Origin of the sequence: Sorangium sp. So ce128, from assembly GCF_051525245.1 — a bacterium.
Lineage (GTDB): Bacteria > Myxococcota_A > Polyangia > Polyangiales > Polyangiaceae > Sorangium > Sorangium cellulosum_B.
Genome location: NZ_CP150313.1, coordinates 8,932,183 through 8,955,639, shown reverse-complemented (window position 1 = coordinate 8,955,639; position 23,457 = coordinate 8,932,183). Strand labels below are relative to the sequence as shown.

The window sequence follows — 23,457 nt, the reverse complement described above, 5'->3', positions numbered from 1 at the left end:
CCTTGGTGGAGCTGGGCTCCGGAGGGCCTCTTGCCCGGGGCGAACCGTGGCTTCATCGTCACGACGAACGGCGGGGCGCGGGATCGACACGCCGGGCGATCTTTTCTTGAGATACTTTCAAATGCGCGTAATTGTTGATGATTGGAGCAACTGACCCGCCCGCCGCGCCGGCCCGGGCCCTCAGAAGCGGCTGCGCAGCAGCGCGCCGCCGCCGCCGGGCAGGATCGCGGGCGCGAGGGCGACCGAGCTGCGCTGCTCTGGCGCCGTCAGGACGAGCACAAGGCCAGCGCCGATCCCGACGAGGCCGACGGCGCCGAGCACGGTGCTCGTGGTGGTGAGCGTCTGGCCCCGCGAGCTGAGGGACATGCCGTCGTCGCTGCACCGCGAGGGATCTGGGCATTCCTTTTCGAGGTCACCCTTCGTGCCGAGAGCGAGCCCACCCGTGATGAGGCTCCCGCCCACGGCCGCGGCGCCGACGCCGCCGATGACGAAGCCGAGCGTGCGCTTGAAGCTCGAGGGAGCGGCGGGGGTGGGGGGCGGGCCCGAGGAGATCGCAGGCGCCTGCGGCGCGTCGGGTACGTGGACTGGAGGCGGCGCGGCGGCCGGCGGCGGCCCGAGGCGCACGACGTTGCGCGCACCCTCCGCGAGGGTCACGGGCGCGTCGGTCTGCCCGCCGCCGGGCCATCGCGCGACGACGGCATGGTTCCCGGGGTCGAGCGGGAGCTCGCTGCCGATGCTGGCCTGCGGCAGCGGCGCTTGATCGAGGAGCAGCTCCGTCGGCGCCGGTGCGCCCTCCGGGAGCTCGATGACCAGCCTGGGCACGCGCGGCTCGAGCTCCCTGATGCGCTGCTCGGTGATGGGCAGACGGGGATCGCCGGGCGTCAGCTGGGTGAGCAGCTCCTTGAAGTGCTGCCATGCGCTCGCCACGCGCCCGAGGTCCGCTTCACACTGGGCCAGGTTGAGCAGCGTGCCGCGCGACGGATAGGTCGCCTGGCTCCGGCGGAAGAGCGGAATCGCGTGCGCACAATCTCGCGCTTCCACCGCTGCGCGGCCCTGCTCGAAGAGGTCCTGTGCCTGGGCCTTCGGATCCTTGGGCTGCGCGGAAGCCGGGTGGCTCATCGCGCAGAGGGCGGCGCAGAGGGCGGCGCAGCGGATCGCGCGAGTACCTCTTGTTCGTCTCAGTCCCATTTGTTCCAAGGATCCTCGGGCTTGTTCTGCGTCCTGACCTGTGAAGACGACGGCGGTTTGGCCGTGCTCACGGCGTTCGCGCTCGCCTTCACCGGCGGTGTCGCCGCTGTCGAAGCTGTCGCTGCCTTCGCTCGTGCGTCCGGGGAGGCGCTCGCGACCGGCGCTGCGCTGGCCTCGAGCGCAGCGCTCGCGGTCTCGATCGCGGCAACGGAGGTCGCCGTCACCGCGCCGGCCGCGCCGGGGGCGCTGGCCGCGCCGGCCGCGCCGGGGGCGCCGGGGGACGCAGGCCCGAGCTCGGGCGCAGCGCTCGATGAGGCCACGGGCGAGTCGCTGTCCGGGGGCCCGCTCGGCGTCAGCCGCCACGCAAGGAAGATCCCGGTCAGGACGAGCGCGCCGGCGGCGCCTGCCAGCAGCGCCACGCGGCTGCGCGGCGCCCGGGTCCGCGTCGTGTTGCCCCAGGAAGCGTGCGGCAGCGTCGCGTGCGCCGTGCCCGCCGCCTCGCTCCCGGGCGACGACGGCACGTCCGGGCGGTCCGGCATGGGCGCCGTCGCGGCCTCGGCCGCGCCGGGCGCTCCACGCCACGCGGGCGAGGACGCGCCGAGCGCGCCGGGCGCCGCGGGGGGCGCGCCCACCGGCGGGTACCCGGCGCGGGAAGCACGCTCCGGCAGGATCCGGTCGATGCTCTCGAACGAGAGCCGCCCGCGCTGCGTCCCGAAAGGCGCGAGCACGCGGCCGATCTCGGCGACGCTCTGGACGCGGGCGCCCGGATCCTTCGCAAGGCACCGGCCCACGAGCTCCCCGACGGCGGGCGGCAGGTCCGGCCGCAGGGCCAGGACGGAGGTGGGCGCGTCCATGATGATGGCCGCCGTGACCGCGGTGATGCTGTCGCCCTCGAACGGGTGCCGCCCGGTGAGCATGCGATACAGGATCACGCCGAGAGCCCAGATGTCCGTGCGCACATCTGCGTATTTCAGGCTGCGAATCTGCTCCGGCGACATGTAATGGATGGAGCCCATGATGAGGCCCGTCGCGGTCAGGCTCGCCTCTTTGACAGAGTCGCCTGTGGCGGTGAACTTCGACAGGCCGAAGTCGAGGACCTTGAGGAGGGGAGTCCCGTCGGGGCGGCGGGTGAGGAAGAGGTTCTTCGGCTTGAGATCGCGGTGGATGATGCCGCGCGCGTGGGCCTCCGCGATCGCCTCGCAGGCCTGGAGCACGTAGTCGGCGGCGTCGGCGAGCGGGAGGATGCCGCGGGTCTGGAGCACCTGGCCGAGATCGTCGCCGGTCAGGTACTCCAGCACCATGTAGGCGGCGCCGGTGCCCAGCGTGCCCATGTCGAGGACACGCGCGATGTGCTGTCCGTCGAGGGCCGCGGCGGCGCGGGCCTCGCGGAGGAATCGAGCGCCGGCGTCGGGGAGCGCGGCGGCCTCGGGGAGCAGGAGCTTGACGGCGACGCGGCGCTCCAGGACGACGTCCCAGCCCGCGAAGACCACGCCCATGCCCCCCGCGCCGAGGACGCGCTCGATGCGGTACTTGCCCGCGAGGACGTCGCCGGGAGCGGGGACGCCGGAGGGGACGGCGGGCTGCTGCGCCATGGTGAGAGGAGAGCGTAGCGGGGAGGTGGCGCGGAGTACAAGGGGCGGGCGGCCTCGGTGGCCGCTCGCGAGCGCTCAACCCGGGAGGGCTCGCGCGATGACGTACTCGACGCGATCCGCTCGCGACGTCCGCCGGAGAGCGCCTACGGCTCGGCCTCGATCCGCGCGGCGTCCTTCTTCTGCTGGAGCCTGTGCTTGATCGCCCCGAAGACGACCGGCGCCACGGAGACGAAGATGATCAGGTAGACGACCCGCTCGATCTGCTTGGCGTCGAAGACCTTGCCAAGGAAGTAGCCGAGGAAGGTCATCGAGAAGACCCAGAGCACGCCGCCCACCACGTTGAACATCGCGAAGCGCCGGTACTGCATCTGCCCCACGCCCGCCACGACCGGCGCGAACGTCCGGGCGAACGGCATGAAGCGCGCGAGGATGATCGTCTTGCCGCCGTGCTTCTCGTAGAACTTCTGCGTCGCGATCAGGTGATCCTTGCGGAACAGGAGCGACTGCTCGCGCGTGAAGATCTTCGGGCCGGCGCGCCGCCCGATCGAGAAGCCCACCGCGTCGCCGATGATCGCCATCGCCATCAGCGTGACGTTCATCAGGAGCAGGTTCTGGAAGTTCGGTAATCCGAGCGGGTTGATGAGCCCCGCGTTGACCAGCACCCCGGCGGTGACGAGCAGCGAGTCCCCGGGCAGGAAGAACCCGATGAGCAGCCCCGTCTCGGCAAAGATGATGATCATCAGGACGGGGTAGCCGCCCCACTGGAGCAGCGACTCGAGCTCCCTCAGCCTGCTGAAAAATTCACGGAGGAGATCCACGGCCGCTCGATAGCTCACCTCGGCGGCCGCGTCGAACCCCGCGTGCGCCCCGGCCGCCAGCGCGCCGCCGGCGTCCAGCGCCGCCGTTCACACGGGCGCCGCCGGAGGTGAGTCGCCCTGCATCGCTGGCTGCCCCGCCGGGCTACTCCCGCGGGTGAGCCCCCAGCGCCTCCCGGAACCCCGAGGGCGAGCTCCCCCTCCGGCGCGCTGCCCGCGCCGTCGGTGGCCGCGCGCGCTACGGCGTATAGCGTGCCAGGTACTCCTTGAGGTGCAGCTTCCGGGCCGTGTTCTCGGACGACATGTAACGTATCGTGCCGAAGATCTCCCGCTCTGGACCCCAGGCCCGATCGTAGCGGCCGAGCACCCAGAAGATGCCCGAGGTCGAGTTCGGGTCGCGGCCGTCGAGCGCATACCGGTCGTTGAGCTCGATCATGATCTCGAGCGCCTCGCGCGGCGTCCGCGACCACTCCAGGATCTTCTTGCCCCAGAGCATCCGGAGGTAATTGTGCATTCGCCCCTCGCGGAGGAGCTCGACCTGCGACGCGTTCCAGATCCGGTCGTAGGTCGCCCCCGCCGCGAGCGCCTCGATCGGGTAGACGCGCGGGCGCCTGTCGCGCGCGTGCTTCTCGAGCGTCGCGAGCGCCCAGTCCGGCAGAGACTCGTACTCGGTCGGATCGCGCTTCCACGAGGGGCGCGGCCCATCTCCCTCGCTCGCCCCGAGCGCGAAGGCGTTGAACCCGAGCTCCCGCCAGGTGACGAGCTGCTCGAGGAACGCCTCGGCGGAGGCGCTCATCCCCCAGAACCCCTCGCGGCTGCCGCTCGGCCGCTTCACGCCGTCACCGGGGCGGCCGAGCCGCTCGACGCGGAAGCCCTCGCGCCGCGCGACGGCCGCGAAGACCTCGTGCGCCGCGAGGTGGCCGAAGTGCAGGTACGGCGACAGGCCGCTCGTCGCGCCGGCGTCGGGGTGATCGCGCTCTTCCAGGTAGCGCGGCAGCCGGTCCGCGACGAAGCGCGCGAGCGCCTTGCCAGCCGCCTCCGGGCCGCCCCGGCAGGGCGCCGGCGGGACGGTGTGATCGATGGGGAGCGCGGAGAGCGCCGCAGGGTCGCCCCCGAGCAGCGCCGGCGAGGCCGCGGGCCACCTGCGCGCGATCGCGCGGGGGAGGGGCGCCGCAGGCCGGAGCTTCGCCCGCTTCAGCGGATCGACGGCCGGCTGCGCGCCGAGGTGCTCGCCGATCACCCGCTGCCAGAAGATGCGGAACGAGCGCGCGGTCGTGAACACCCGATCGGCCGCGCGCATCGGCAAGAGGCCGTTCGAGTCCACCTGCTCGAGGCGGACCGGCGCCTGCCGCGCCGCCGAGGCGACCATGCGCGGGAGGAAGAAACAGGGATAGTCGTCCGTGACCACCACGCACGCCCGCGCCGCGAGCGCGCCGAGCAGGCCCTTGCCGGCCCCCTCGGCGGGCTCGACGTAGGGGTGATGCGCGACGCCGGCCGCCGCGAGGCGGCGCGCGTTGTCGGCCATGCCGTCGATCACGAAGCGATGGATCCTGTCGTTCGCCCAGCGGTAGCCGCACCGGAGCGCCTCGAGCACGACGAGCGGTCGATCGAGCGCCATCGACCAGGCGATCGCGCGCTCCAGACCGAAATTGTACCGTGTCCGGCGACTCGCGATCATCCAGTAAAGGACGTAGTCGCCGCCCTCGCGGGCAGGCATGGCGTTGCGGGTGCGGAGACGGAGCTCGGGGACGCTGCTGGAGATCACGACACCTCCTCCACGACCGGCCCGCCAGCGCGCCGCCGCGGGGCCGGGGCGGCGGGGCCGCCAGGGCGCCAAGGACGCCAGAGAAGCGAGGTTCTCTCGCTCGGCCCCGGCGCCCTGCTCTCTCTTCAGGACGAGCGGTGCTCTAGCACAGCTCGGACACGGGCGCGCACATGCGTCTGGCGGATTCATGTGGGAAAGGCCGGCGCGCGGACCCGGCCTCTCGGGATATGCCCACGCTTGCGCCGCGGTGAAGGCGGCTTCAGGTACCGCCGCAGCGGTCGTTCATCGGCGCACCAGCACGGCGCACGAGCGCGACGCGCGAGGAGGGGCAACATGGCTCTTGATCTCCTGAGAGAGCGGGGGACACCGCTCGACCGCCAGTCGTTCAACTGGCGTGATCTCGTCCAGGTGCCGTTCAGCAAGCTCGACGACGACGCGTTCACCCGGGTGCGCGTCATCCTGATGAACGGCATCGAGCTCGAGAGCGTGCGGTTCCTGCACAGCTTCGCGCGCATGAACCGGGATCTGCGGCGCGTGCTCGCCCAGGTGCGCCGCGTCGATCACCACCAGGCCACGGTGGTGAACTGGCTCAACCCGCCGGATCAGTCGCCGCTGGAGACCACCATCGGATACGAGCAGGTCGCGATCGAGATCACCGCGCACGCGGCGCTCGCCGAGCCGGACCCGTACCTCGCGCAGGTCTATCGCTTCGGCATGCTCGAGGACTACGATCACCTGTATCGCTACGCGGCGCTCCTGGACCGCCTGGAAGGCAAGGACGCGAACAACATCCTGCAATCGTACACCGACGTGACGGCGGGGCGTCCGACCGCGGTGGAGCACCGCGCCCCCGAGGACGACGTGCGCGCGCCCTACGACCGGCGGATCGCGAGCGCGATCACGAAGCTCAACGCGCTCACCATCATGGCGGCCGAGCAGCAGACGCACAACTACTACGTCAACGTCGGGCCGTTCTTCACGGATCCTGTGGCGCGGCTGCTCTACGCCGAGATCGCCTCGATCGAGGAGCAGCACGTCACGCAATACGAGGCGATCATCGACCCCGAGGAGACCTGGCTCGAGAAGTGGGTCCTCCACGAGGCCAACGAGGTCTACAACTACTGGAGCTGCCTCCAGCAGGAGCAGAACGCCCGCGTGAAGCGGATCTGGGAGCGGTTCCTCGACTACGAGCTCGGGCAGCTCCACGTGGCCATCGACCACTTCAACCGGATCGAGCGGCGCGACGCGGCCGAGATCCTCCCCGCCTCGCTCCCGGACCCGGTCTCCCACGAGAGCCACCGCCAGTTCGTGCGCGACGTGCTGTCCACGGAGGTGCAGCTCCGCGCCGTGGGCGAGGACATCGTCGATCCGAGGGTCGTCCCGGAGAGCGCCGCGACGATCGCCTACCGGCAGCAGATGAACTCCGCCGGCTCGCCGTCCGAGATCGTGGCCGCGGGCTACCGGTACACGCCGGGCACCGAGCTCTCGCGGCGCGCCGAGAAGATCGACGGACAGAAGGAGGCGACGCCATGAAACAGATCAAGATGGGGACCAACACGACGGGCATCGCGACCTCTCCCATCGACAGCAAGGAGCTCATCGAGTTTGCGCAGGTGATCCCGCCGAGCTCCCCCGGGAGCGAGGCCGAGGCCGCGGCGGTCAGGAGCGAGTACGCGAGGGAGTCGGGCACGGTCGGGAGCGTGCCGCCGCCGGCGAGCCTCAAGGGGGTCGTCAAGGCAGCCGGAGAGCTCATCCAGGGCAGGCCCCCCGCGCTCCTCATCGACAAGCTCGGCGAGCGCCTCCAGTTCGAGCGCTCGGGCACGCGCCTCTACGAGGCGCTGATCGCCAAGCACGACGCGGAGGGGACCTTCGAGGGAGGCCCGACGCGCGCCGACCTCGAGGCGATCCGCGACGACGAGCTCCGGCACTTCGCGCTGCTGAAGCGCGCGATCGAGCGGCTCGGGGCCGATCCGACCGCGATGACGCCCGGCGCCGACGTCATCGGCCTTTCGTCGTCCGGCGTCCTCGCGGTCGCCGTCGAGCCGAGGATCAACCTCGGGCAGAGCCTGCAGGCGTTGCTCGTCGCCGAGCTCACGGACAACGACAGCTGGCGGATGCTCATCGACCTGGCGATCGCCTACGGCCAGGACGAGATGGCCGCCGAGTTCCGCGTGGCGGAGCAGCACGAGGCGATCCATCTCGAGCGCGTGCGAGCGTGGCTGTCGAGCAAGCTCGCGCTCGACGCGCGCGGCGAGCCCACCAGCACGACACCGCAGCAAGCCGCCTGACGCGGAGCCGGCACATCCCCCCCGGATCAGGCGATCCGGGCTGGGCGGATCTCAGGCGCCTTCGGTGCGGCGCCGTAGACCGGCCTCCGGGATCTCGGTTATGACGCTCGGCGCGCGGGCCCGGCGCATGCGGGGTGCCGCCAGCGGCTCCGCGCCCCGGGTGAACCCATGGACTTACCCCAGAAGCTCCGATCGCTGTTCCTGCTGCCCTTGATCGCGCCGCTCGCCTGCGGCGGCGCTCCGGCGTCCGCGCCGCCGCCTCCCCGACAGGCCGCCGCGCCGGCCCCGGCAGCGCCGGCAGCCCCGGCGGCCGCCACCCCGGCGGCCGCAGCCCCGGCCGCGCCGACGAAGGCCGGGCCGCGCGCCGACGCGACGCTCATGCCGCGGCGCATGCTCTTCGGCAACCCGGATCGCATGTCCCCCCAGATCAGCCCGGACGGCAAGCGGCTCGGGTTCCTCGCCCCCTCCGACGGCGTGCTCAACGTGTGGGTCGGCCCGGCCCAGGCGCCGGCGTCGGCCAAGCCGGTCACGAAGGAGCAGAGCCGCGGGGTGCGCACCTTCCTGTTCCCCTATGCGAGCGACTACGTCCTCTATCGCCAGGACAAGGCCGGCGACGAGAACTGGCACATCTACGCCGTCGAGCTCAAGACCGGGCAGATCAAGGACCTCACCCCCTTCGAGGGCATCGCCGCGATGTTCGAGGGGATGAGCCCCAAGATCCCGAACGAGATCCTGATCGGCATGAACGATCGGGACAAGAAGGTCCACGACCTCTACCGCGTCGACGTGCGCACCGGCGAGCGCAAGCTCGTGCGGCAGAACGAAGGGTTCGTGGGGTTCGTCACCGACCATGACTTCAAGGCGCGGCTCGCGTCGCGGATGACGCGCGACGGAGGCCAGGAGTACATCGATCTCACCGGCAAGGAGCCGAAGCCCTTCGTCGCGTTCGGGCCCGAGGACGCCGTGACGAGCGAGGCGATCGGCTTCGACGCGGCCGGCAAGACGCTCTATTTCCGGGACAGCCGCGGCCGCGACACCGCCGCGCTCGTCACCCTCGATCTGCGGAAGGCGAAGCCCGCCGTGCTCGCCGAGGACGCGAAGGCCGATGTCAGCGACGTGATCGTCCACCCGAAGACGGGCAAGGTCCAGGCGGCGGCCTCCGAGCGCGAGCGCAAGCGCTGGCAGGTGCTCGACAAGAGCATCCAGCCGGATCTCGACGCCCTCCGCGCGGTCGCCGACGGCGAGCTCGACGTGCTGAGCCGGTCGCTCGACGACAAACGCTGGACCGTCGGATACACCGTATCGGACGGCCCGGTCCGATACTACCTCTACGACCGTGACGCGAAGAAGGCGACGTTCCTCTTCACGAACCGCGCCGCGCTCGAGTCGCAGCCGCTCGTGAAGCTGCGGCCCGTCGTCATCAAGGCGCGCGACGGCCTCGAGCTCGTGAGCTACCTGTCGCTGCCGCGCGCCGCCGACCCCGACGGCGACGGCAAGCCGGACAGGCCGCTCTCGATGGTGCTCCTCGTCCACGGCGGCCCCTGGGCGCGCAGCTCCTTCCGCCTCGATCCGATGCACCAGTGGCTCGCGAACCGCGGCTACGCCGTGCTGAGCGTCAACTTCCGGGGCTCGACGGGCTTCGGGAAGAGGTTCGTCAACGCGGGCGACCTCGAGTGGGCGGGCAAGATGCACAACGACCTGCTCGACGCCGTGGAATGGTCCGTGGCGCAGGGCATCGCCGACAGGGCTCGCGTGGCGATCATGGGCGGCAGCTACGGCGGCTACGCGACGCTCGTCGGGCTGACCTTCACGCCGGAGACCTTCGCCTGCGGCGTCGACATCGTCGGCCCGTCGAACCTCGTGACCCTGCTCCAGTCCATCCCGCCCTACTGGGCGCCGATGCTCGAGCTCTTCGCGAAGCGGGTGGGCGACCCCCGCACCGAGGACGGCCGCGATCTCCTGCGCACGCGCTCGCCGCTCTACCGCGCCGACCAGATCAAGCGGCCCCTCCTCATCGGCCAGGGCGCCAACGACCCGCGCGTGAAGCAGGCCGAGAGCGATCAGATCGTCAAGGCGATGACGAGCAAGGGCATCCCGGTCACGTACGTGCTGTACCCCGACGAGGGCCACGGCTTCGCCCGCCCGGAGAACTCCATGTCGTTCAACGCGATCGCGGAGACGTTCCTCGCGCAGTGCCTCGGCGGCTCCTACGAGCCGGTCGGCGGCGACTTCAAGCGGTCGAGCGTCACCGTCCCCGTGGGCGCCGAGGTCGTCCACGGGCTCTCCGCGGCGCTCCCCCGGCCCTGAGCGCTCCGCTCCACCATCCACCACGGCGGGCAGGCGCGCCGGCGCGCCGCGGCGGCACGGGAAGCCGCGCGGTTCATGCGTGGATGCGCGCTGGCGCGCGGTGGTCCGGGCGCACCCAGCCCGCGGGCGTGCGGCGCCGCTACGTCCGCTGCGTCGATGCGGTCCGCGTGTGCCGCCGCGCCTCTGGCTCGCTCACCGGGGGCGCGCTCGTGAGGTCGTCGAGCGTCTCCAGCAGCTGCTCCAGGTCGAACGGCTTGTTGATGATCCTCGTCGCGTCCGGGTGGTTCGGATCGATGCAGAAGCCGGGATCGCTGAGCGCGGTCACGAGCACGACCGGCGCCGCTCTCCCCTCGGCCGCGAGCGTCTCGATGAGGCGCGGCCCGTCCAGGAACGGCATCACGCAGTCGATGACGATGGCGTCGGGCGGCGCCTGGGAGCGCAGCCGCTCCAGGGCTTCGAGGGGGTCGGTGTACCCCTCGACCTCATACCCTTCCGCCAGCAACACCTCCGCCAGCGTCTCGACGATCGCGTCGTCGTCGTCGACGACGACGATGCGCCGCTGCCTTCCTCGCTCTGAGTCTCCTTGGTCGTCTCGCTCGTCGCTCACGCTCACCTCGGTGGAGAACCCCGGTGTCACTTCTGGGACCGGCCGCTCTCGCCGTCGACCCTCGTAGACCACCTCTGTGCGAATTGTTTACAGGCTCTCCCGGTGCTCGCTCCAAGCGCCCCGGCCTCCGCCGCCTCTCCGGCTCTTCCGCGGAGATCCCGGCGTGGGACTCAGCTCCCCGGCGGAGCCTGCTCGTGCGTCGGCGAGAGGTCCGGAGAGCTCCCCATCCTCGTGCGCAGCTGGACGGGCCGCTGGCGCACCCGGAGGCGCATGTTGATGAGCTCGACGCCGAGCGAGAAGGCCATCGCGAAGTAGATATACCCCTTGCTGATGTGCTGGCCCATGCCGTCGGCCATGAGCACCACGCCGATGAGGAGCAGGAAGCTCAGCGCGAGGATCTTCATGCTCGGGTGGCGCTGGATGAACGCGCCGATGCTCCCGGCGAAGACGAGCATCACGCCCACCGCGATGAACATGGCCACCATCATGATCGAGATGTGCTGCGCCATGCCGACGGCGGTGATGACCGAGTCGAGCGAAAAGACGATGTCGAGCAGCACGATCTGCGCGATGACGGAGGGGAACGACGCCTTCGCCTTCGGCTGCTCTTCCTTGGGATCGTCGACCTCGAGTTTATCGAACATCTCGTGGGTCGCCTTGCCAATCAAGAACACACCGCCCGCGAGCAGGATCAAATCACGCCCGCTGAAGGCGTGTCCGAGCAGGCTGAACAGGGTAGCCTTGAGTCCCATCACCCATGAGATCGCGAGCAGGAGGAGCAGCCGCATCCCGAGGGCGAGCACGAGGCCGATGCGGCGGGCGAGCGGCTGCTGCTCCAGCGGCAGCTTCGCCGTCATGATGGAGAGGAAGACGATGTTGTCGATTCCAAGCACGATCTCCAGCGCGCTGAGGGTCGCCAGCGTGATCCAGCCGTCGGCGTGCAGAAAGGCGCTCATGTCAGGCATCGGGGTGGCGCTTTGTAGCATGGACAGCCGTGACCGCCCGCCACGTCCGGACCATCGCCCCGCTCTCCGGTGGATCCTGGGCGATCTTGCTCCCGTGTTCAGGGCGCGGGGCGACGGCGATTACGACGGATGCGTGAACGCAAAGTACGTCAACGGCGTTGACGGCGTCGACGGCGGCGAGCCTGCACGGCGACACACGGCGGCGCGCGCGGCACGGGCGGCGCTTGACGCGGGATGTTGACATCCGGTACAGAGGATCTGGAAGTACGCGCAAGTGGATCTGCCTCCTTCCCGGCTTCCAGGTGAGCTCCTGCGGGGTGTTGGCGAGCTCGCCGAACAGCGCCGTGCTTCCTCGCCATGTTGGCGAAGCAGCCTCGTTGCCTGTTCCTCACCTGGAACGCGTGGCCTCACGACAGAGGGGGGGACCGCGTGACCGTGGTTCCGAAGGTCGGCTTCGGGCAGGACGCGCGCTGGGCCGCCGGCGGCAGCGCTGACGGGGGTCCTCTGGATCGGGCGCTCCTCGGGGGAGATCCGGCGGTCAGGGTGCCGGAGGCGTGCTGGCTGGACGGCGGCGCTGCCTGGCTGCGCATCGAGGGGCGCGACCTGAGCTACCCGATCGTCCTGCTCGGCTCGATGAGCGCCTGGATCGAGCCCGACTATCGGACCTCGTTCCCTTTCGGCAGCGTCGTCCGGGTGCGCCTGTACGCCGGCGACGTCGAGATCGGTCCGCTCTCCGCCGTGCTGGTGCTCCAGTCGATGGGCCTGCGGGGGCCGCTCATCGGGCTGTCGTTCGAGGACGGAACCCCCTCCCGCGCGGTGGGGCAGATCCGCGACGTGCTGCGCGCCCTCGTCGACGCGGGCACGGCCAAGGCGGCCGCGGCGAGCCTGTTCAGGCCCTCGGCCACGGACGCGGGGCAAGTACGCGAGATCATCGACGACCCCAGGAGGGTGCGCAACATCCTCGGCTTCCTGCTGCGGAGGAAGGGCGTCGTCTGCCGCGCCGCCGAGAGCGCGCCGCCCCTCTGCGTGATGCTCGGCGAGGTGGGGGCCGGGACGGTCACGTGGTTCGGCATCAAGGGCTGGAGCGAGGACGCCGCGGTCGAGATCGCCGGGCAGAACTCCGTCTTTCGCTTCAACGTCCGCGCGGACGAGGTGCGCCCGGGCGAGCTCGTCTCCGCGCTGCCGGCGCGCGTGGAGCGCCTCCGCAAGAGCCTGCTGCAGCGGGGCGTCGAGGCCGAGCTCACCGCGCGCTTCCTGCACCCCCAGTGGCTTCACATCCCGCCGATCGAGGCCGAGGTGGTCGACGTGTCCTTCTCGGGCCTGCGGATGGCGCTGACGAGGGGACACCCGCCGCTGCTCCCCAGGCACAGGCTCTCGCTGGAGCTCCCCGACGGCGACGACGGCGTCGTCCACCTGCGGGGCGAGGTGCGATCGGTGTCGGTCGTGGAGGGCGCGGACACCCAGCTCTGCAGCGTGCACGTGACCGCCGCGCGGCGCGAGGACGAGCGGCGCTGGCTCAGGCTCGTGTCCCGCATCCTGCACGCGACGACCTACGGGGGGACCGCGTGGCAGGCGGAGCTCTGGGATCTCTTCGACTCGTCCGGCTATTTCAACCTCTCCGGGCGGCGGCCGGAGCACTTCGAGGCCATCAAGCCGAGCTTCCTGACCATGGCGCAGAAGGCCGCGGCGGTGCCGCACCTCCTGTACAACGTGGCGTGTCTCTCCGAGCACGGGATCGAGGGCAATTTCTCGATCATGAAGCCATACCACAGCACGTGGATGATTCATCAGCTCGCGAAGCGGCCGAAATCCGCGTCGAACCTGAGCTCCCGGCAGGTGCTCCGCGACATGTTCACTCGCTGCTTCGAGCACGCGATGGCCGACCCGGAGTGCCGCTGGATCATCGCCTACGCGGAGGCGCACGTCGCGTGGAACGAGCGATCGCTGTTCGAGTTCGCCCGCGCGCGCCACGAGACGGGCCACGTCCTGTCGCTGCCTTTCCGCCTGATGGGGGTGGACGCGCGCGCCGCGCCGCGCGCGCCGCGCGAAGCCGGCGGGCCGATCGAGATCGGCGAGCCGACCCCCGGGGAGCAGGCGGCGCTGCTCGGCCTCCTGTGCGCGACGTCGCCGCGCATGTACGCGGAGGCGCTCGATCTCGTGCCCGGCAGGCTCGGGATGGGGCCCTGCGTCGAGCGCTGGCGCAGCGCGGGCCTGGAGCGGGAGCGCGTGCTCCTCGTGGCGCGCCAGCACGGCGAGCCGCTGGCGGTCGCGGTCCTCGAGCTCGGCGAGCTCGGCACGAACCTCTTCCGCCTCCTCGACTCGGTCCGCATCTTCCCGATGCGCCCCGGCGGAGACGCCGCGCTCGGCCCGCTGCTCGACGCGGCGTGCGGCTGGTTCCGCAGCCACGACAGGAAGTCGTTCATCTACTTCGGTGAGCGCGGCAAGCTGACGTTCGATGGCCCTGCCGGCTTGCACGACCTCGGCGAAGGACGGCTGTGGATCGTCGCCAGGGAGATCGTCCCGGAGTTCGTGGAGCATGTCTACCGGCTCACCGAGCCGAAGCCGCGATAACGGCCTGGATCAGCGGCGGCGCGACGCTATGGTCTCTCGGTCTCAGTCTCGCTCTCGGTTCTCCAGGTGAGGCGGCATGTACCAGCTCAAGATCGACCTCATCAACGCGCTCATCGAGGTCACGTTGCAAGGCGTCGTGCGCACGGAGGAGGCGCAGGCGTACGCCGCGGAGTACAAGAAGGCCCTCGGCTCGCTCTATGGCCGGAGGATCCGCGTCCTCGTGGACTTCCGTGGCTTTTCCATCGCCTCCGAGGAGGCGACGGAGCTCCTCCGCGACATCGCGGCGACCTCGACCGCGATGGGGGTGATCAGGGCCGCCGAGCTCGTGCAAAGCGATCTCGCGGCGCTGCAGGCGAGCCGGATCGCCCGCGAGGCGGGGACCGCGCAGCTCGTGCGGGTCTTCAAGGACGAGGGGGCCGCGCGCAGCTGGCTCTTCGGCGATCGCCCGACGCCGTGAGGGCCGGCTCTGGGCGGGCCGCTGCGGCGCGCCGCGCGGGCCGCCCGCTCAGCGCACGACGAGCACGTCGTCGACGGGGCGGCGGAGGGAGCGCGCCGACACGGGGCCCGCGAGCGACAGGCGGAAGAGCAGGACCTCCGCGGTCGCGTCGTTGACGTCGAACAGCCGGAGATAGCGCTCCCGGAGCCCGGTCGCGGCCTCCGCGGTCTCCGCGTCGAGCCCCTCGCCGCGGCCCCGGATCAGCCGCGCGAACAGGTAAGGCAACGTCGTCATCGGGTAGACCGCGATGCCCAGCTGCGTCGCGGTCAGCCACGCGCGCTCGACCGCCCTGCCGCCCTGGAAATAGTCGGTGAGCCGGGCGCGCGGCAGGGTGATCAGCCCGACGGCCGTCGCGCAGCGGATCGCCTTCTGCGCCATCCTCTCGAGCCCCCGGCCGCCGCCCCAGCGCCGCACGAGCTCCAGGGCGCGGTAATCCCGGCAGATCTTGAACCCCGCGAGATCGGTCGGCGAGAGCTCGAGCGTGCCGACGAACAGCCCATCCCGGCGCGCCTCGGCCTCCGCCTCGGTCCAGCGGACCTCCCTCATCATGTCGGCGTGGGTCTGCCTCGCGAGCATCCGGAGCCGATCGCCGGCGCCGATGAGGGCGCCGATCTCGTCGAGCTCGGCCGGCGCCTCGAGCAGCCCGAGGCGCGCCCCGGGGATGGACTCGACCGCGGCGCGGAGCGCGGCGCGGTGCTCCTCCGCGAGCGGCGCCCGCTGGCCAGGGCGCCGGTTCGTGTGCCGGAGCCCGATGGCGCCCGCGAGGCCATCCATGGCGTGCTCCTCGGCGCCGGGGGTCGGCGCGCCGAAGAACGCGAACGTGGCGGCCAGGTCCTCGTCGCCCTCGCGCGGGAACGGCGAGACGCGCACGCTGAGCCCCTCGCGGTGCGCGGCGAGGACGACGTTCTCGGCGGCCGCGCCGAGCGCGACCACGCCGCCCGCGCCCTGGAAGTCGGCGAGCGACTCGGAGCGCGCGCGGTCGTGGAACAGCCCGAGGCGACGGCCCTCGTGGACCCAGAGCCAGGGCTGGCAGTTGCCGCCCGAGGGCGCCGCGACGCCCGCCGCGACGAGCCGCCGCAGCCGCGCCGGGTCGAGCGCTACGGCGCCGGCCTCGGCGGCCGGGAGCGGGCCCGCCGCCGCGGCGAGGGCAGGGCCCGGCGCGCGCGGCGCGTCCGCGGCGGCGGGCTCCCCCTCGGGGCCGCTGATGAGCTCCTCCAGGTCGACATAATACCGGCCCGACCGCACCGGCTCCCCGAGGGCGATCCGGCGCGCCGTGTCCGCGGCCGCCGCCCCGCCGTGGACGACCGCCGACCCGAGCTGAGGCCATGTGCTCACCGACTGCTGCACCTCGATGAGCGACGCGCGGAGCCGGAGCGAGATCGCCTCTTGGCCGATGATCTGCATGACATAAGGCACCTTGTCCTCGGTCGACAGGCCGCGGACGCGCTCGGGCGTGAGATCGCCGACGAGCCCGTGGAGGATCGGCCGATCGCCCTCCCGATCGAAGCGCTCGACGTCGATGAGCCCCCGGTCGCTCGTCTCCATCACGACCGGTATGCGGTGGGCGCGCGCGCTCGCGCGGAGCAGGAGCTTGATATCGAGGCTGTCGCACTCGTCCACGAGGACATCGAGCTTGCCCCCGTCGAGCAGGAAGCGCTCGATATTGTCCTCCGTGACCCCCTCGGGGAAGCAAGTCACGTGGAGGAACGGATCGAGCTCGGCTATCTCGCGCGCCGTGGCGACGACCTTCGGCAGGTCGAGGTTGTGCGCGCCGGTCCGGATCCGGTTCAGGTTCGAGAGATCGAGGTGGTCGAAGTCCGCGAGGCGCAGCTCGCCGGCGCCCCGCTCGAGCGCGATGGTCATCGCCACGGACTGCCCCACCGAGAGGCCGACGACGCCGATGCGCCGGCGGGCGAGCGCCGCCTGCTCCTCGCCGCTGATCTTGTGCTTGTTCCGGTCGGTCCGCAGCTCGACGAACTCGGCCTCATCGAGCAGGTGCACGAGGCGGTGCGACCACGGATAGTAGACCCAGACTCCATAGGCCTCGACGGGGGCGCCGTTCAGGTGCTCTCCCACGAGCCGCGCGACGTCCCGCTCACCGAGGCGCTCCCGGGGGTGGCGGGTCTTCACGAGATCGGCGAGCTGCCGGTCGATCGTGTCGAAGATCTCGATTCGGGCGTCGTCGTGGAGCAGGCGGCCGAGCTCCTCCGCGTCGTCCTCGCGCGCCGGGCGGAAGAAGCGGGGCCGCCACGCGCCGTTCGGGGCCTCTCGCGCCCCTCGCGAGGAGATGAGCTGCTGCCAGCGGGTCGTGTTCATCGCGGTGGTCCGGTCCCCCTCCTGCCACCCTCCTACCACCCCCGCGCCCCAGGCGTCGCCACGATCTCCCCGGCGGCCCCCGGGTCAGCGCGGCGCGCGGGACGGCCGGCCCTCGATCTCGAGTCTCATCTTCGTGACCTTGTGTTGCACCAGGGCCGCCTCAGGCCCGGTGATCTCCAGATAGCGCAGCGCGGCCACGACGTCGCTGCCCCGGAACGCCTTGACCCGCGGGTTGAACCAGCTGAGCGCAGTCCCGATCTGCCGGACGAGGAGCGCGTCCGTGCAGATCGCCACGGTGAGCGCGGTCTTGCTCACGTAGTCGTTGATGGATGCCCGCTGCTTCGCGTTGGGTCCCCCCCCGGCGGTCACCACGAGAGTCTTCGTGCAGGCGGGCGGGAGACTGCCCGCCGCCTGCATATACCCTTCCCATTCCTCGTCGCTCGGCGGTTCCCTGCCGTGGACGGCGATGAGCACGTGCTCCGTCGTGTCGAACAGCATGCTGGGCTTCGTCATCGTCTCACCGAGCGCGCACCGATCTTACGTCTGCGCACCGCCGAGCCGCCAGCGCGCACAGCCATCCCCTGGGATAGTCGTGCGCCTGGCCACCGGGCAAGGATCCGCGAGGTCCATGGGGTGCACCTAGGACGGTTCGATCGACGGAGCAACGACCACGAGCGACTTTCGATGCGGTGCTCCGGTGGACGGGCCGCGCCGCGCTTCGGCACGACTCCTCCCTGGCCGCGCGAGACGCGTCGCGCGCGGCGCGACCGCGACCGCGACCGCGCCGGGCCGGCTCGACGTGGGGCATCGCGGCGGATGGAGTCGCTCGAGCGGCATGGTCCTCTCGTTCGCGTCGTTCGCGTCGTTCGCGTCGTTCGCGCGGCCCACCCAGGGCATACCCGAGTTATTTCCAAAGTATTTCATGACGTGCTGCTGGGCAGTTGCACGGTGGGCCGCCAGCTGCTCTGTGGTCTATACTACGGGATGTGCGCTGGGGATCTTCCGCAGGCGGGTGCGGTGCGCGCCGCATCGCACCGAGGCTTGACGGATGGCCCCCACCGCATGTAGCGCTCGATCGGTGGGCTGTGATGCCCAGCAGCCAGGGGCGGCGCCCGGCCTGTTGGTCGGGGCTGCCGAGTGACGACCTCGCCGGGGGGAAAGGTTTTTCACGATGCGTGTGCTGGAAAACTTCGTCGGCGGAGCCTGGTCTCGAGCTTCGGGGGCGACGCGCCTCGAGGTGAAGAACCCGGCGACCGGGGAATCTCTTGCGGAGGTGCCCCTCTCGACGGCGGCCGACGTCGACGCGGCGGTGAAAGCCGCGCAGGCGGCGTTCCCCGGCTGGAGCGCGACGCCGCCGGTGCAGCGGGCGCGCTACCTCTTCAAGCTGCGCGAGATCTTCGACGCCCATCGCGACGAGATCGCGGCGATCTGCACCTCCGAGCACGGCAAGACGCTGGCCGAGGCCCGGAACGATTTCGGTCGCGGCATCGAGAACGTCGAGCACGCGGCCGGCATCCCGGCCCTCCTGATGGGGCAGGCCCTCGAGGACGTCGCGTCCCGGATCGACTGCCACACGATCCGCCAGCCGCTCGGCGTCTTCGCCGCGATCACGCCGTTCAACTTCCCCCCGATGGTGCCGCTCTGGTTCTTGCCGTACGCGATCGCGACGGGGAACACGTTCGTGCTCAAGCCGTCGGAGCAGGTCCCGCTCTCGCAGCAGCGCATCTTCGAGCTGATCGAGCAGGCCGGGCTGCCGCCCGGGGTGGTGAACCTGGTCCACGGCGGCCGCGACGTCGTGAACGCCTTCTGCGCGCACAGGGACATCGCGGGCGTCTCGTTCGTCGGCTCGTCGGCGGTCGCGCGCCACGTGTACAAGAGCGCCGCGGAGGCGGGCAAGCGGGTCCAGGCGCTCGGCGGGGCGAAGAACTTCCTCGTCGTGATGCCGGACGCCGAGCGGCAGATGACGGTCGCCAACGTGGCCGAGTCCATCTACGGCTGCTCCGGCCAGCGATGCCTGGCCGGCAGCGTCGTCGTGTGCGTCGGCGACACCTACGAGGCCGTGCGCGACGGGCTCGTGCGCCACGCGAAGGGGATCGTGCTCGGCGACGGATCCAAGCCGGGCGTGACCATGGGCCCGGTGATCTCGGCGGCGCACAGGGACCGGGTGCTCTCGTACATCAACCAGGGCGTGGCGGAGGGGGCCACGCTCCTCCTCGACGGCCGGGACGCCAGGGTCGAGGGGTATCCGAACGGCAACTGGGTGGGGCCCACGGTCTTCGACGACGTGCGGCCAGGGATGGTGATCGCGACCGAGGAGATCTTCGGGCCGGTCGCGTGCCTGATGCGCGCGAACGACCTCGACGAGGCGATCGCGATCGCGAACCGGAGCGAGTACGGCAATGCGGCGTCGATCTACACGTCGAGCGGCCGCGCGGCGCGCGAGTTCCAGCACCGCGTGGGCGCCGGGATGGTCGGCGTGAACATCGGCGTCGCGGCGCCCATGGCCTTCTTCCCCTTCGGCGGCCAGAAGGGCAGCTTCTTCGGCGATCTCAAGGCGCACGGCCCGACGGCCATCGACTTCTACACGGAGCGCAAGATCGTCATCACGAGGTGGTTCTGATGGCACGGAACGTACTTGGCGGGCTCATCCAGTGCTCCACCCCGATCGGCGACGACGGCGCCTCCGTCATGGCCATCCGGGACGCGATGTTCGAGAAGCACCTGCAGTTCATCGACGAGGCGGGGAAGAGGGGTGTGCAGATCCTCTGTTTGCAGGAGGTCTTCAATACACCTTACTTCTGTCCTTCGCAGGACGCGAAATGGTGCGACGTGGCCGAGCCCGTCCCCGGCCCGACGGTCGAGCGGCTCGCGGCGTACGCCAAGAAGTACAAGATGGTGATGATCATCCCGATCTACGAGCGGGAGATGGCGGGCGTCTACTACAACACGGCCGCCGTGGTCGACGCCGACGGCACGTACCTCGGCAAGTACCGGAAGACGCACATCCCGCACACGAACGGGTTCTGGGAGAAGTTCTTCTTCAAGCCGGGGAACCTCGGCTATCCCACGTTCCAGACGCGGTATGCGCGGATCGGCGTCTACATCTGCTATGATCGCCACTTCCCGGAGGGGGCGCGGCTGCTCGGCCTGAACGGCGCCGAGATCGTGTGGAACCCCTCGGCGACGGTCGCCGGGCTCTCCCAGTACCTCTGGAAGCTCGAGCAGCCCGCGCACGCCGTGGCCAACGGCTACTTCATCGCCGCCTCGAACCGCGTCGGCACCGAGGCGCCGTGGAACATCGGCAAGTTCTACGGGACGAGCTACTTCTGCGACCCGCGGGGCAGCTTCCTCGCGACGGGGAGCGAGGACAAGGACGAGCTCGTCGTCGCCGAGATGAACCTCGACCTGATCGAGGAGGTGCGGAGGACGTGGCAGTTCTACCGCGATCGCCGGCCCGAGACGTACGGCGAGCTCACGGAACAGCTGCCCTGAGGGCCCGGGGCGGCGGAGGACGGCGAGGTCGGGCAACGAGCGCGACGAGCGAATGCGAAGTCCACCGCGAAGACACCAGCAGCGCCGGGGCGCTGGTCGCGGCCGGCTCTCCCCCCCGGCGTTTCCCCCGCCATGGCGGCGCCGCCCCCCGGAGGGGACCCGCCGCCCGGCGCTCACCCGCGGAGGAGCAACATGGGCATCCTGATCAAGAACGGCGAGATCATCACAGCGAGCGACCGGTTCGTCGGCGACGTCTACTGCGAGGACGGGAAGATCGCCGCGGTCGGCGCGGGGCTGTCGAAGGAGCGCGCGGGGGACACGGTGATCGACGCCTCGGGGCAGCTCATCTTCCCCGGCGGGGTCGACGCCCACGTGCACATGGAGCTGCCGTTCATGGGGACGGAGAGCTCCGATGATTTCGAGACCGGCACGGCGGCGGGCGTCGCCGGGGGCACGACCTCGATCATCGATTTCGTGATCCCGGCCCGAGGGCAGGCGCTGCTCGACGGGCTCGCGATGTGGAACGAGAAGGCGAAGAAGGCGGTCTCCGATTACGCCTTCCACATGGCCGTCACCTGGTTCGGCGACGATACCCTCGAGGAGATGGCCGTCTGCACGCGCGAGCACGGCATCCCGTCGTTCAAGACCTTCATGGCCTACCGCGGGGCCATCGGCGTCGACGATCCGGAGCTCATCCAGGTGATGGAGGCCGCCAAGGGCCTCGGCGCGCTCGTGACCGTGCACGCCGAGCACGGCGACGCGGTCGTCGCGCTCCAGAAGAAGCTCCTGAAGGAGGGCAAGACCCACCCGCGGTACCACGCGCAGAGCCGCCCCGCGCCGATCGAGGGCGAGGCGACGGGGCGCGCGATCATGCTCGCCCGGATGATCGGCGAGCCCATCTACATCGTCCACCTCACCTGCAAGGAGGCGCTCGCCGCGGTCACCGAGGCGCGGAGCCGGGGCCAGGTGGTCATGGCCGAGACGTGCCCGCAGTACCTCCTGCTCGACGACTCGGTCTACGAGAAGCCCGGCTTCGAGGGGGCGGCCTACGTGATGAGCCCGCCGATCCGGCCGAAGGGCCACCAGGACGCGCTGTGGGCCGCGCTCTCGTCGGGGCTCATCCAGACCGTGGCGACCGACCACTGTCCCTTCAACCAGGTCGGCCAGAAGGACATGGGCAAGGACGATTTCTCGCGGATCCCGAACGGCGCCGCGGGCATCGAGAACCGCCTCGCCCTGCTCTGGACCTACGGGGTGCTCGCGGGGCGGATCGACGTCCACCGCTTCGTCGATCTCTTCTCGACGCAGCCGGCCAAGATCTTCGGGCTGTACCCGCGCAAAGGCTCGATCGTGCCGGGCGGCGACGCGGATCTCGTGGTCTTCGACCCGAAGGGGACGAGCACGATCTCCGCGAAGACCCACCATCACCGGTGCGATCGGAGCATCTTCGAGGGCTTCGAGGTGAAGGGGAAGCCGACGCACGTCATCGTCAACGGCCGGGTCCAGTGCACGGACGGCAAGCTCGACGTGCAGCGCGGCGCAGGGCGCTATCTACCCCGCCGGCTCGCCCCGACCCAGGGAGCCCAGGCCTTCTAGCCACCACGCACCACGCACCATTCGAGAGGAGCCGCGCGAGCGCCAGCATGACCCGAGCCCCGATACGCCTCTCAGCCCTCCCGTCCGGCCGGATCGAAGAGCGATTCGAGGACAAGAGCCCGCGTTACACCGACGCCGAGGCGATCGCCGAGGCGAACCGGTGCCTCTATTGCGTCGACGCGCCCTGCGTCAAGGCGTGCCCGACGGCGATCGATATCCCGAGCTTCATCCGGAAGATCGCGGCCGGTCAGGTGAAGGGCTCGGCCCGCACCATCCTCACGGCCAACCTGCTCGGCCAGTCGTGCGGGCAGGCCTGCCCCGTCGAGGTGCTCTGCGCGGGCGACTGCGTCTACAACGGGTGGGGGCGCGAGCCGATCGCGATCGGCCGCCTCCAGCGCTACGCGGTCGAGTCGGCCCTCGCGCGCGATCCGCGGATCTTCCGGGCGAAGCCGCCCACCGGCAAGAGCGTCGCGCTCGTGGGCGCGGGGCCCGCGTCGATCGCCGCGGCGGGCTACCTCGCCCTCGAGGGGCACCGCGCCGTGATCTTCGAGCGGAAGGCGATCCCCGGCGGCCTGAACACGCTCGGGATCGCGCCCTACAAGATGAAGGGGCACGAGGCGCTCCACGAGCTCGAGTGGGTCCTGTCGCTCGGGGACATCGAGCTCCGTGCGGGCGTCTCGGTCGTCGCGCAGGCGGCCGGGCCGGGGGAGGTCTCCGCGCGCGACCTGGTCGCGGAGTACGACGCGGTCTTCCTGGGGCTCGGCCTGGGCGCCGACGCGCGCCTCGGCCTCCGCGGGGAGGACGGCGACGGCGTGGTGGGCGCGACAGCGTTCATCGAGCGGCTCAAGGCCGACCCGGGCCTCGACCTCGCGGGCGTGCGGCGCGCCGTCGTCATCGGCGGCGGCAACACGGCGCTCGACGTCGCCCACGAGCTGGCCCTGCTCGGGGTCGACGTGGCCGTTGTGTACCGCCGCTCCGAGGCCGAGATGTCGGGGTACGCGCACGAGCTCGAGGGCGCGCGGGTCGCCGGCGCGCGCCTCGTCGAGAACCGGGTGCCGGTCGAGGTGGTGCGCGAGGGCGGCAAGGTCGTCGCGCTGCGGATCGCGCCCGCCGACGCGCCCGCCGACCCCGGCGCGCGGGGCCCGGCGCCGGGGACGGCCCAAGAGGAGCTCCTGCCCGCCGACCTCGTCGCGGTCGCGATCGGGCAGAGCCGGGCGACGCAGGTGGCGCTCGCGTTCGAGGGGGTGGTGCTCGACCCGAGGGGGCGCGTGGTGGTCGACCCGGCGACGCACCGCACGGGCAACCCGAAGGTCTACAGCGGCGGCGACTGCGTGAACGGCGGCAAGGAGGTCGTCAACGCGGTCGCCGAGGCGAAGATCGCCGCGCGCGCGATGCACGAAGCGATGACGACGCGGGCGGGCGGCGCGGCGCCCGTGCCCTCACCGCAAGGGAGCTGAGC

Annotated in this window: 17 protein-coding genes; 9 read left to right on the top strand and 8 right to left on the bottom strand. The window is 71.1% G+C overall.

The annotated features are described in order from the left end of the window. Positions 1-180: 180 nt before the first annotated feature. The 4 genes from WME82_RS34080 to WME82_RS34065 all read right to left on the bottom strand — a co-directional run bounded on the left by WME82_RS34080 (position 181) and on the right by WME82_RS34065 (position 5,360). The gene (locus tag WME82_RS34080; protein ID WP_438038705.1) at positions 181-1,041 is read right to left on the bottom strand and encodes a tetratricopeptide repeat protein; all 861 of its coding nucleotides are present in this window, start codon (positions 1,039-1,041) and stop codon (positions 181-183) included. 137 nt (positions 1,042-1,178) lie between these two features. Continuing rightward, positions 1,179-2,780: a serine/threonine-protein kinase gene (locus WME82_RS34075; protein WP_438038704.1), complete on the bottom strand. Its 1,602-nt coding sequence runs from the start codon at positions 2,778-2,780 to the stop codon at positions 1,179-1,181. 143 nt (positions 2,781-2,923) lie between these two features. Further along, complete coding sequence (locus tag WME82_RS34070) at positions 2,924-3,616, bottom strand: VTT domain-containing protein (RefSeq protein ID WP_012239029.1); 693 nt, start codon at positions 3,614-3,616, stop codon at positions 2,924-2,926. Positions 3,617-3,833: 217 nt separating this feature from the next. Then, on the bottom strand, positions 3,834-5,360 hold the full coding sequence (locus tag WME82_RS34065) for a deoxyribodipyrimidine photolyase (protein WP_438038703.1): 1,527 nt from the start codon (positions 5,358-5,360) through the stop codon (positions 3,834-3,836). Between the two features lie 333 nt (positions 5,361-5,693). On the opposite strand from WME82_RS34065, the gene WME82_RS34060 reads away from it, so the two are divergent. The 3 genes from WME82_RS34060 to WME82_RS34050 all read left to right on the top strand — a co-directional run bounded on the left by WME82_RS34060 (position 5,694) and on the right by WME82_RS34050 (position 9,955). Beyond that, positions 5,694-6,893 (top strand): hypothetical protein, encoded by a 1,200-nt coding sequence (locus WME82_RS34060; RefSeq protein ID WP_437912343.1) that lies wholly within the window; start codon positions 5,694-5,696, stop codon positions 6,891-6,893. Beyond that, the gene (locus tag WME82_RS34055) at positions 6,890-7,648 is read left to right on the top strand and encodes a ferritin-like domain-containing protein (RefSeq protein WP_438038702.1); all 759 of its coding nucleotides are present in this window, start codon (positions 6,890-6,892) and stop codon (positions 7,646-7,648) included. Before WME82_RS34060 ends, WME82_RS34055 begins: the two co-directional genes overlap by 4 nt. Positions 7,649-7,816: 168 nt before the next feature. Beyond that, positions 7,817-9,955 (top strand): S9 family peptidase, encoded by a 2,139-nt coding sequence (locus WME82_RS34050; RefSeq protein WP_438038701.1) that lies wholly within the window; start codon positions 7,817-7,819, stop codon positions 9,953-9,955. 139 nt (positions 9,956-10,094) lie between these two features. Here WME82_RS34050 and WME82_RS34045 read toward each other — a convergent pair whose 3' ends face one another. Together WME82_RS34045 and WME82_RS34040 are read right to left on the bottom strand one after the other, a co-directional pair. Beyond that, positions 10,095-10,562: a response regulator gene (locus WME82_RS34045; protein ID WP_437740668.1), complete on the bottom strand. Its 468-nt coding sequence runs from the start codon at positions 10,560-10,562 to the stop codon at positions 10,095-10,097. Between the two features lie 170 nt (positions 10,563-10,732). Then, positions 10,733-11,518, bottom strand: a complete 786-nt coding sequence (locus WME82_RS34040; protein WP_438044957.1) for a TerC family protein — start codon at positions 11,516-11,518, stop codon at positions 10,733-10,735. A 438-nt stretch (positions 11,519-11,956) separates the two neighbouring features. Between WME82_RS34040 and WME82_RS34035 the strand changes: the two genes are divergently transcribed. Next, positions 11,957-14,098, top strand: coding sequence for a hypothetical protein (locus WME82_RS34035; RefSeq protein ID WP_438038700.1), 2,142 nt, complete (start codon positions 11,957-11,959; stop codon positions 14,096-14,098). A 76-nt stretch (positions 14,099-14,174) separates the two neighbouring features. After that, a complete protein-coding gene (locus tag WME82_RS34030) occupies positions 14,175-14,555 on the top strand; it encodes an STAS/SEC14 domain-containing protein (RefSeq protein WP_438038699.1) in 381 nt (126 codons plus the stop codon). 48 nt (positions 14,556-14,603) lie between these two features. Here WME82_RS34030 and WME82_RS34025 read toward each other — a convergent pair whose 3' ends face one another. Both WME82_RS34025 and WME82_RS34020 read right to left on the bottom strand, forming a co-directional pair. Continuing rightward, complete coding sequence (locus WME82_RS34025) at positions 14,604-16,910, bottom strand: Rv1355c family protein (protein ID WP_438038698.1); 2,307 nt, start codon at positions 16,908-16,910, stop codon at positions 14,604-14,606. 84 nt (positions 16,911-16,994) lie between these two features. Then, a complete protein-coding gene (locus WME82_RS34020) occupies positions 16,995-17,423 on the bottom strand; it encodes a hypothetical protein (RefSeq protein WP_437740664.1) in 429 nt (142 codons plus the stop codon). Positions 17,424-18,081: 658 nt separating this feature from the next. Here WME82_RS34020 and WME82_RS34015 point away from each other — a divergent pair. The 4 genes from WME82_RS34015 (at position 18,082) to WME82_RS34000 (ending at position 23,455) form a co-directional block, all read left to right on the top strand. Next, positions 18,082-19,530 carry a CoA-acylating methylmalonate-semialdehyde dehydrogenase gene (locus WME82_RS34015; protein WP_438038697.1) on the top strand — a complete coding sequence of 483 codons (1,449 nt, stop codon included), beginning with the start codon at positions 18,082-18,084 and terminating at the stop codon, positions 19,528-19,530. Beyond that, positions 19,530-20,402, top strand: coding sequence for a nitrilase-related carbon-nitrogen hydrolase (locus tag WME82_RS34010; protein ID WP_437740662.1), 873 nt, complete (start codon positions 19,530-19,532; stop codon positions 20,400-20,402). Before WME82_RS34015 ends, WME82_RS34010 begins: the two co-directional genes overlap by 1 nt. A 192-nt stretch (positions 20,403-20,594) precedes the next feature. After that, on the top strand, positions 20,595-21,998 hold the full coding sequence (gene hydA, locus WME82_RS34005; protein ID WP_438038696.1) for a dihydropyrimidinase: 1,404 nt from the start codon (positions 20,595-20,597) through the stop codon (positions 21,996-21,998). Between the two features lie 47 nt (positions 21,999-22,045). Further along, positions 22,046-23,455 (top strand): FAD-dependent oxidoreductase, encoded by a 1,410-nt coding sequence (locus tag WME82_RS34000; RefSeq protein WP_438038695.1) that lies wholly within the window; start codon positions 22,046-22,048, stop codon positions 23,453-23,455. Positions 23,456-23,457 lie beyond the last annotated feature (2 nt).

What these genes read in the sequence shown, in the direction of transcription:
- WME82_RS34040 (WP_438044957.1), bottom strand. Translation starts at nt 11,518, where the DNA reads ATGAGCGCCTTTCTGCACGCCGACGGCTGGATCACGCTGGCGACCCTC.
- WME82_RS34000 (WP_438038695.1), top strand. Translation starts at nt 22,046, where the DNA reads ATGACCCGAGCCCCGATACGCCTCTCAGCCCTCCCGTCCGGCCGGATC.
- WME82_RS34015 (WP_438038697.1), top strand. Translation starts at nt 18,082, where the DNA reads ATGCGTGTGCTGGAAAACTTCGTCGGCGGAGCCTGGTCTCGAGCTTCG.
- WME82_RS34020 (WP_437740664.1), bottom strand. Translation starts at nt 17,423, where the DNA reads ATGACGAAGCCCAGCATGCTGTTCGACACGACGGAGCACGTGCTCATC.
- WME82_RS34030 (WP_438038699.1), top strand. Translation starts at nt 14,175, where the DNA reads ATGTACCAGCTCAAGATCGACCTCATCAACGCGCTCATCGAGGTCACG.
- WME82_RS34075 (WP_438038704.1), bottom strand. Translation starts at nt 2,780, where the DNA reads ATGGCGCAGCAGCCCGCCGTCCCCTCCGGCGTCCCCGCTCCCGGCGAC.
- WME82_RS34060 (WP_437912343.1), top strand. Translation starts at nt 5,694, where the DNA reads ATGGCTCTTGATCTCCTGAGAGAGCGGGGGACACCGCTCGACCGCCAG.
- WME82_RS34055 (WP_438038702.1), top strand. Translation starts at nt 6,890, where the DNA reads ATGAAACAGATCAAGATGGGGACCAACACGACGGGCATCGCGACCTCT.
- WME82_RS34010 (WP_437740662.1), top strand. Translation starts at nt 19,530, where the DNA reads ATGGCACGGAACGTACTTGGCGGGCTCATCCAGTGCTCCACCCCGATC.
- WME82_RS34025 (WP_438038698.1), bottom strand. Translation starts at nt 16,910, where the DNA reads ATGAACACGACCCGCTGGCAGCAGCTCATCTCCTCGCGAGGGGCGCGA.
- hydA (WP_438038696.1), top strand. Translation starts at nt 20,595, where the DNA reads ATGGGCATCCTGATCAAGAACGGCGAGATCATCACAGCGAGCGACCGG.
- WME82_RS34050 (WP_438038701.1), top strand. Translation starts at nt 7,817, where the DNA reads ATGGACTTACCCCAGAAGCTCCGATCGCTGTTCCTGCTGCCCTTGATC.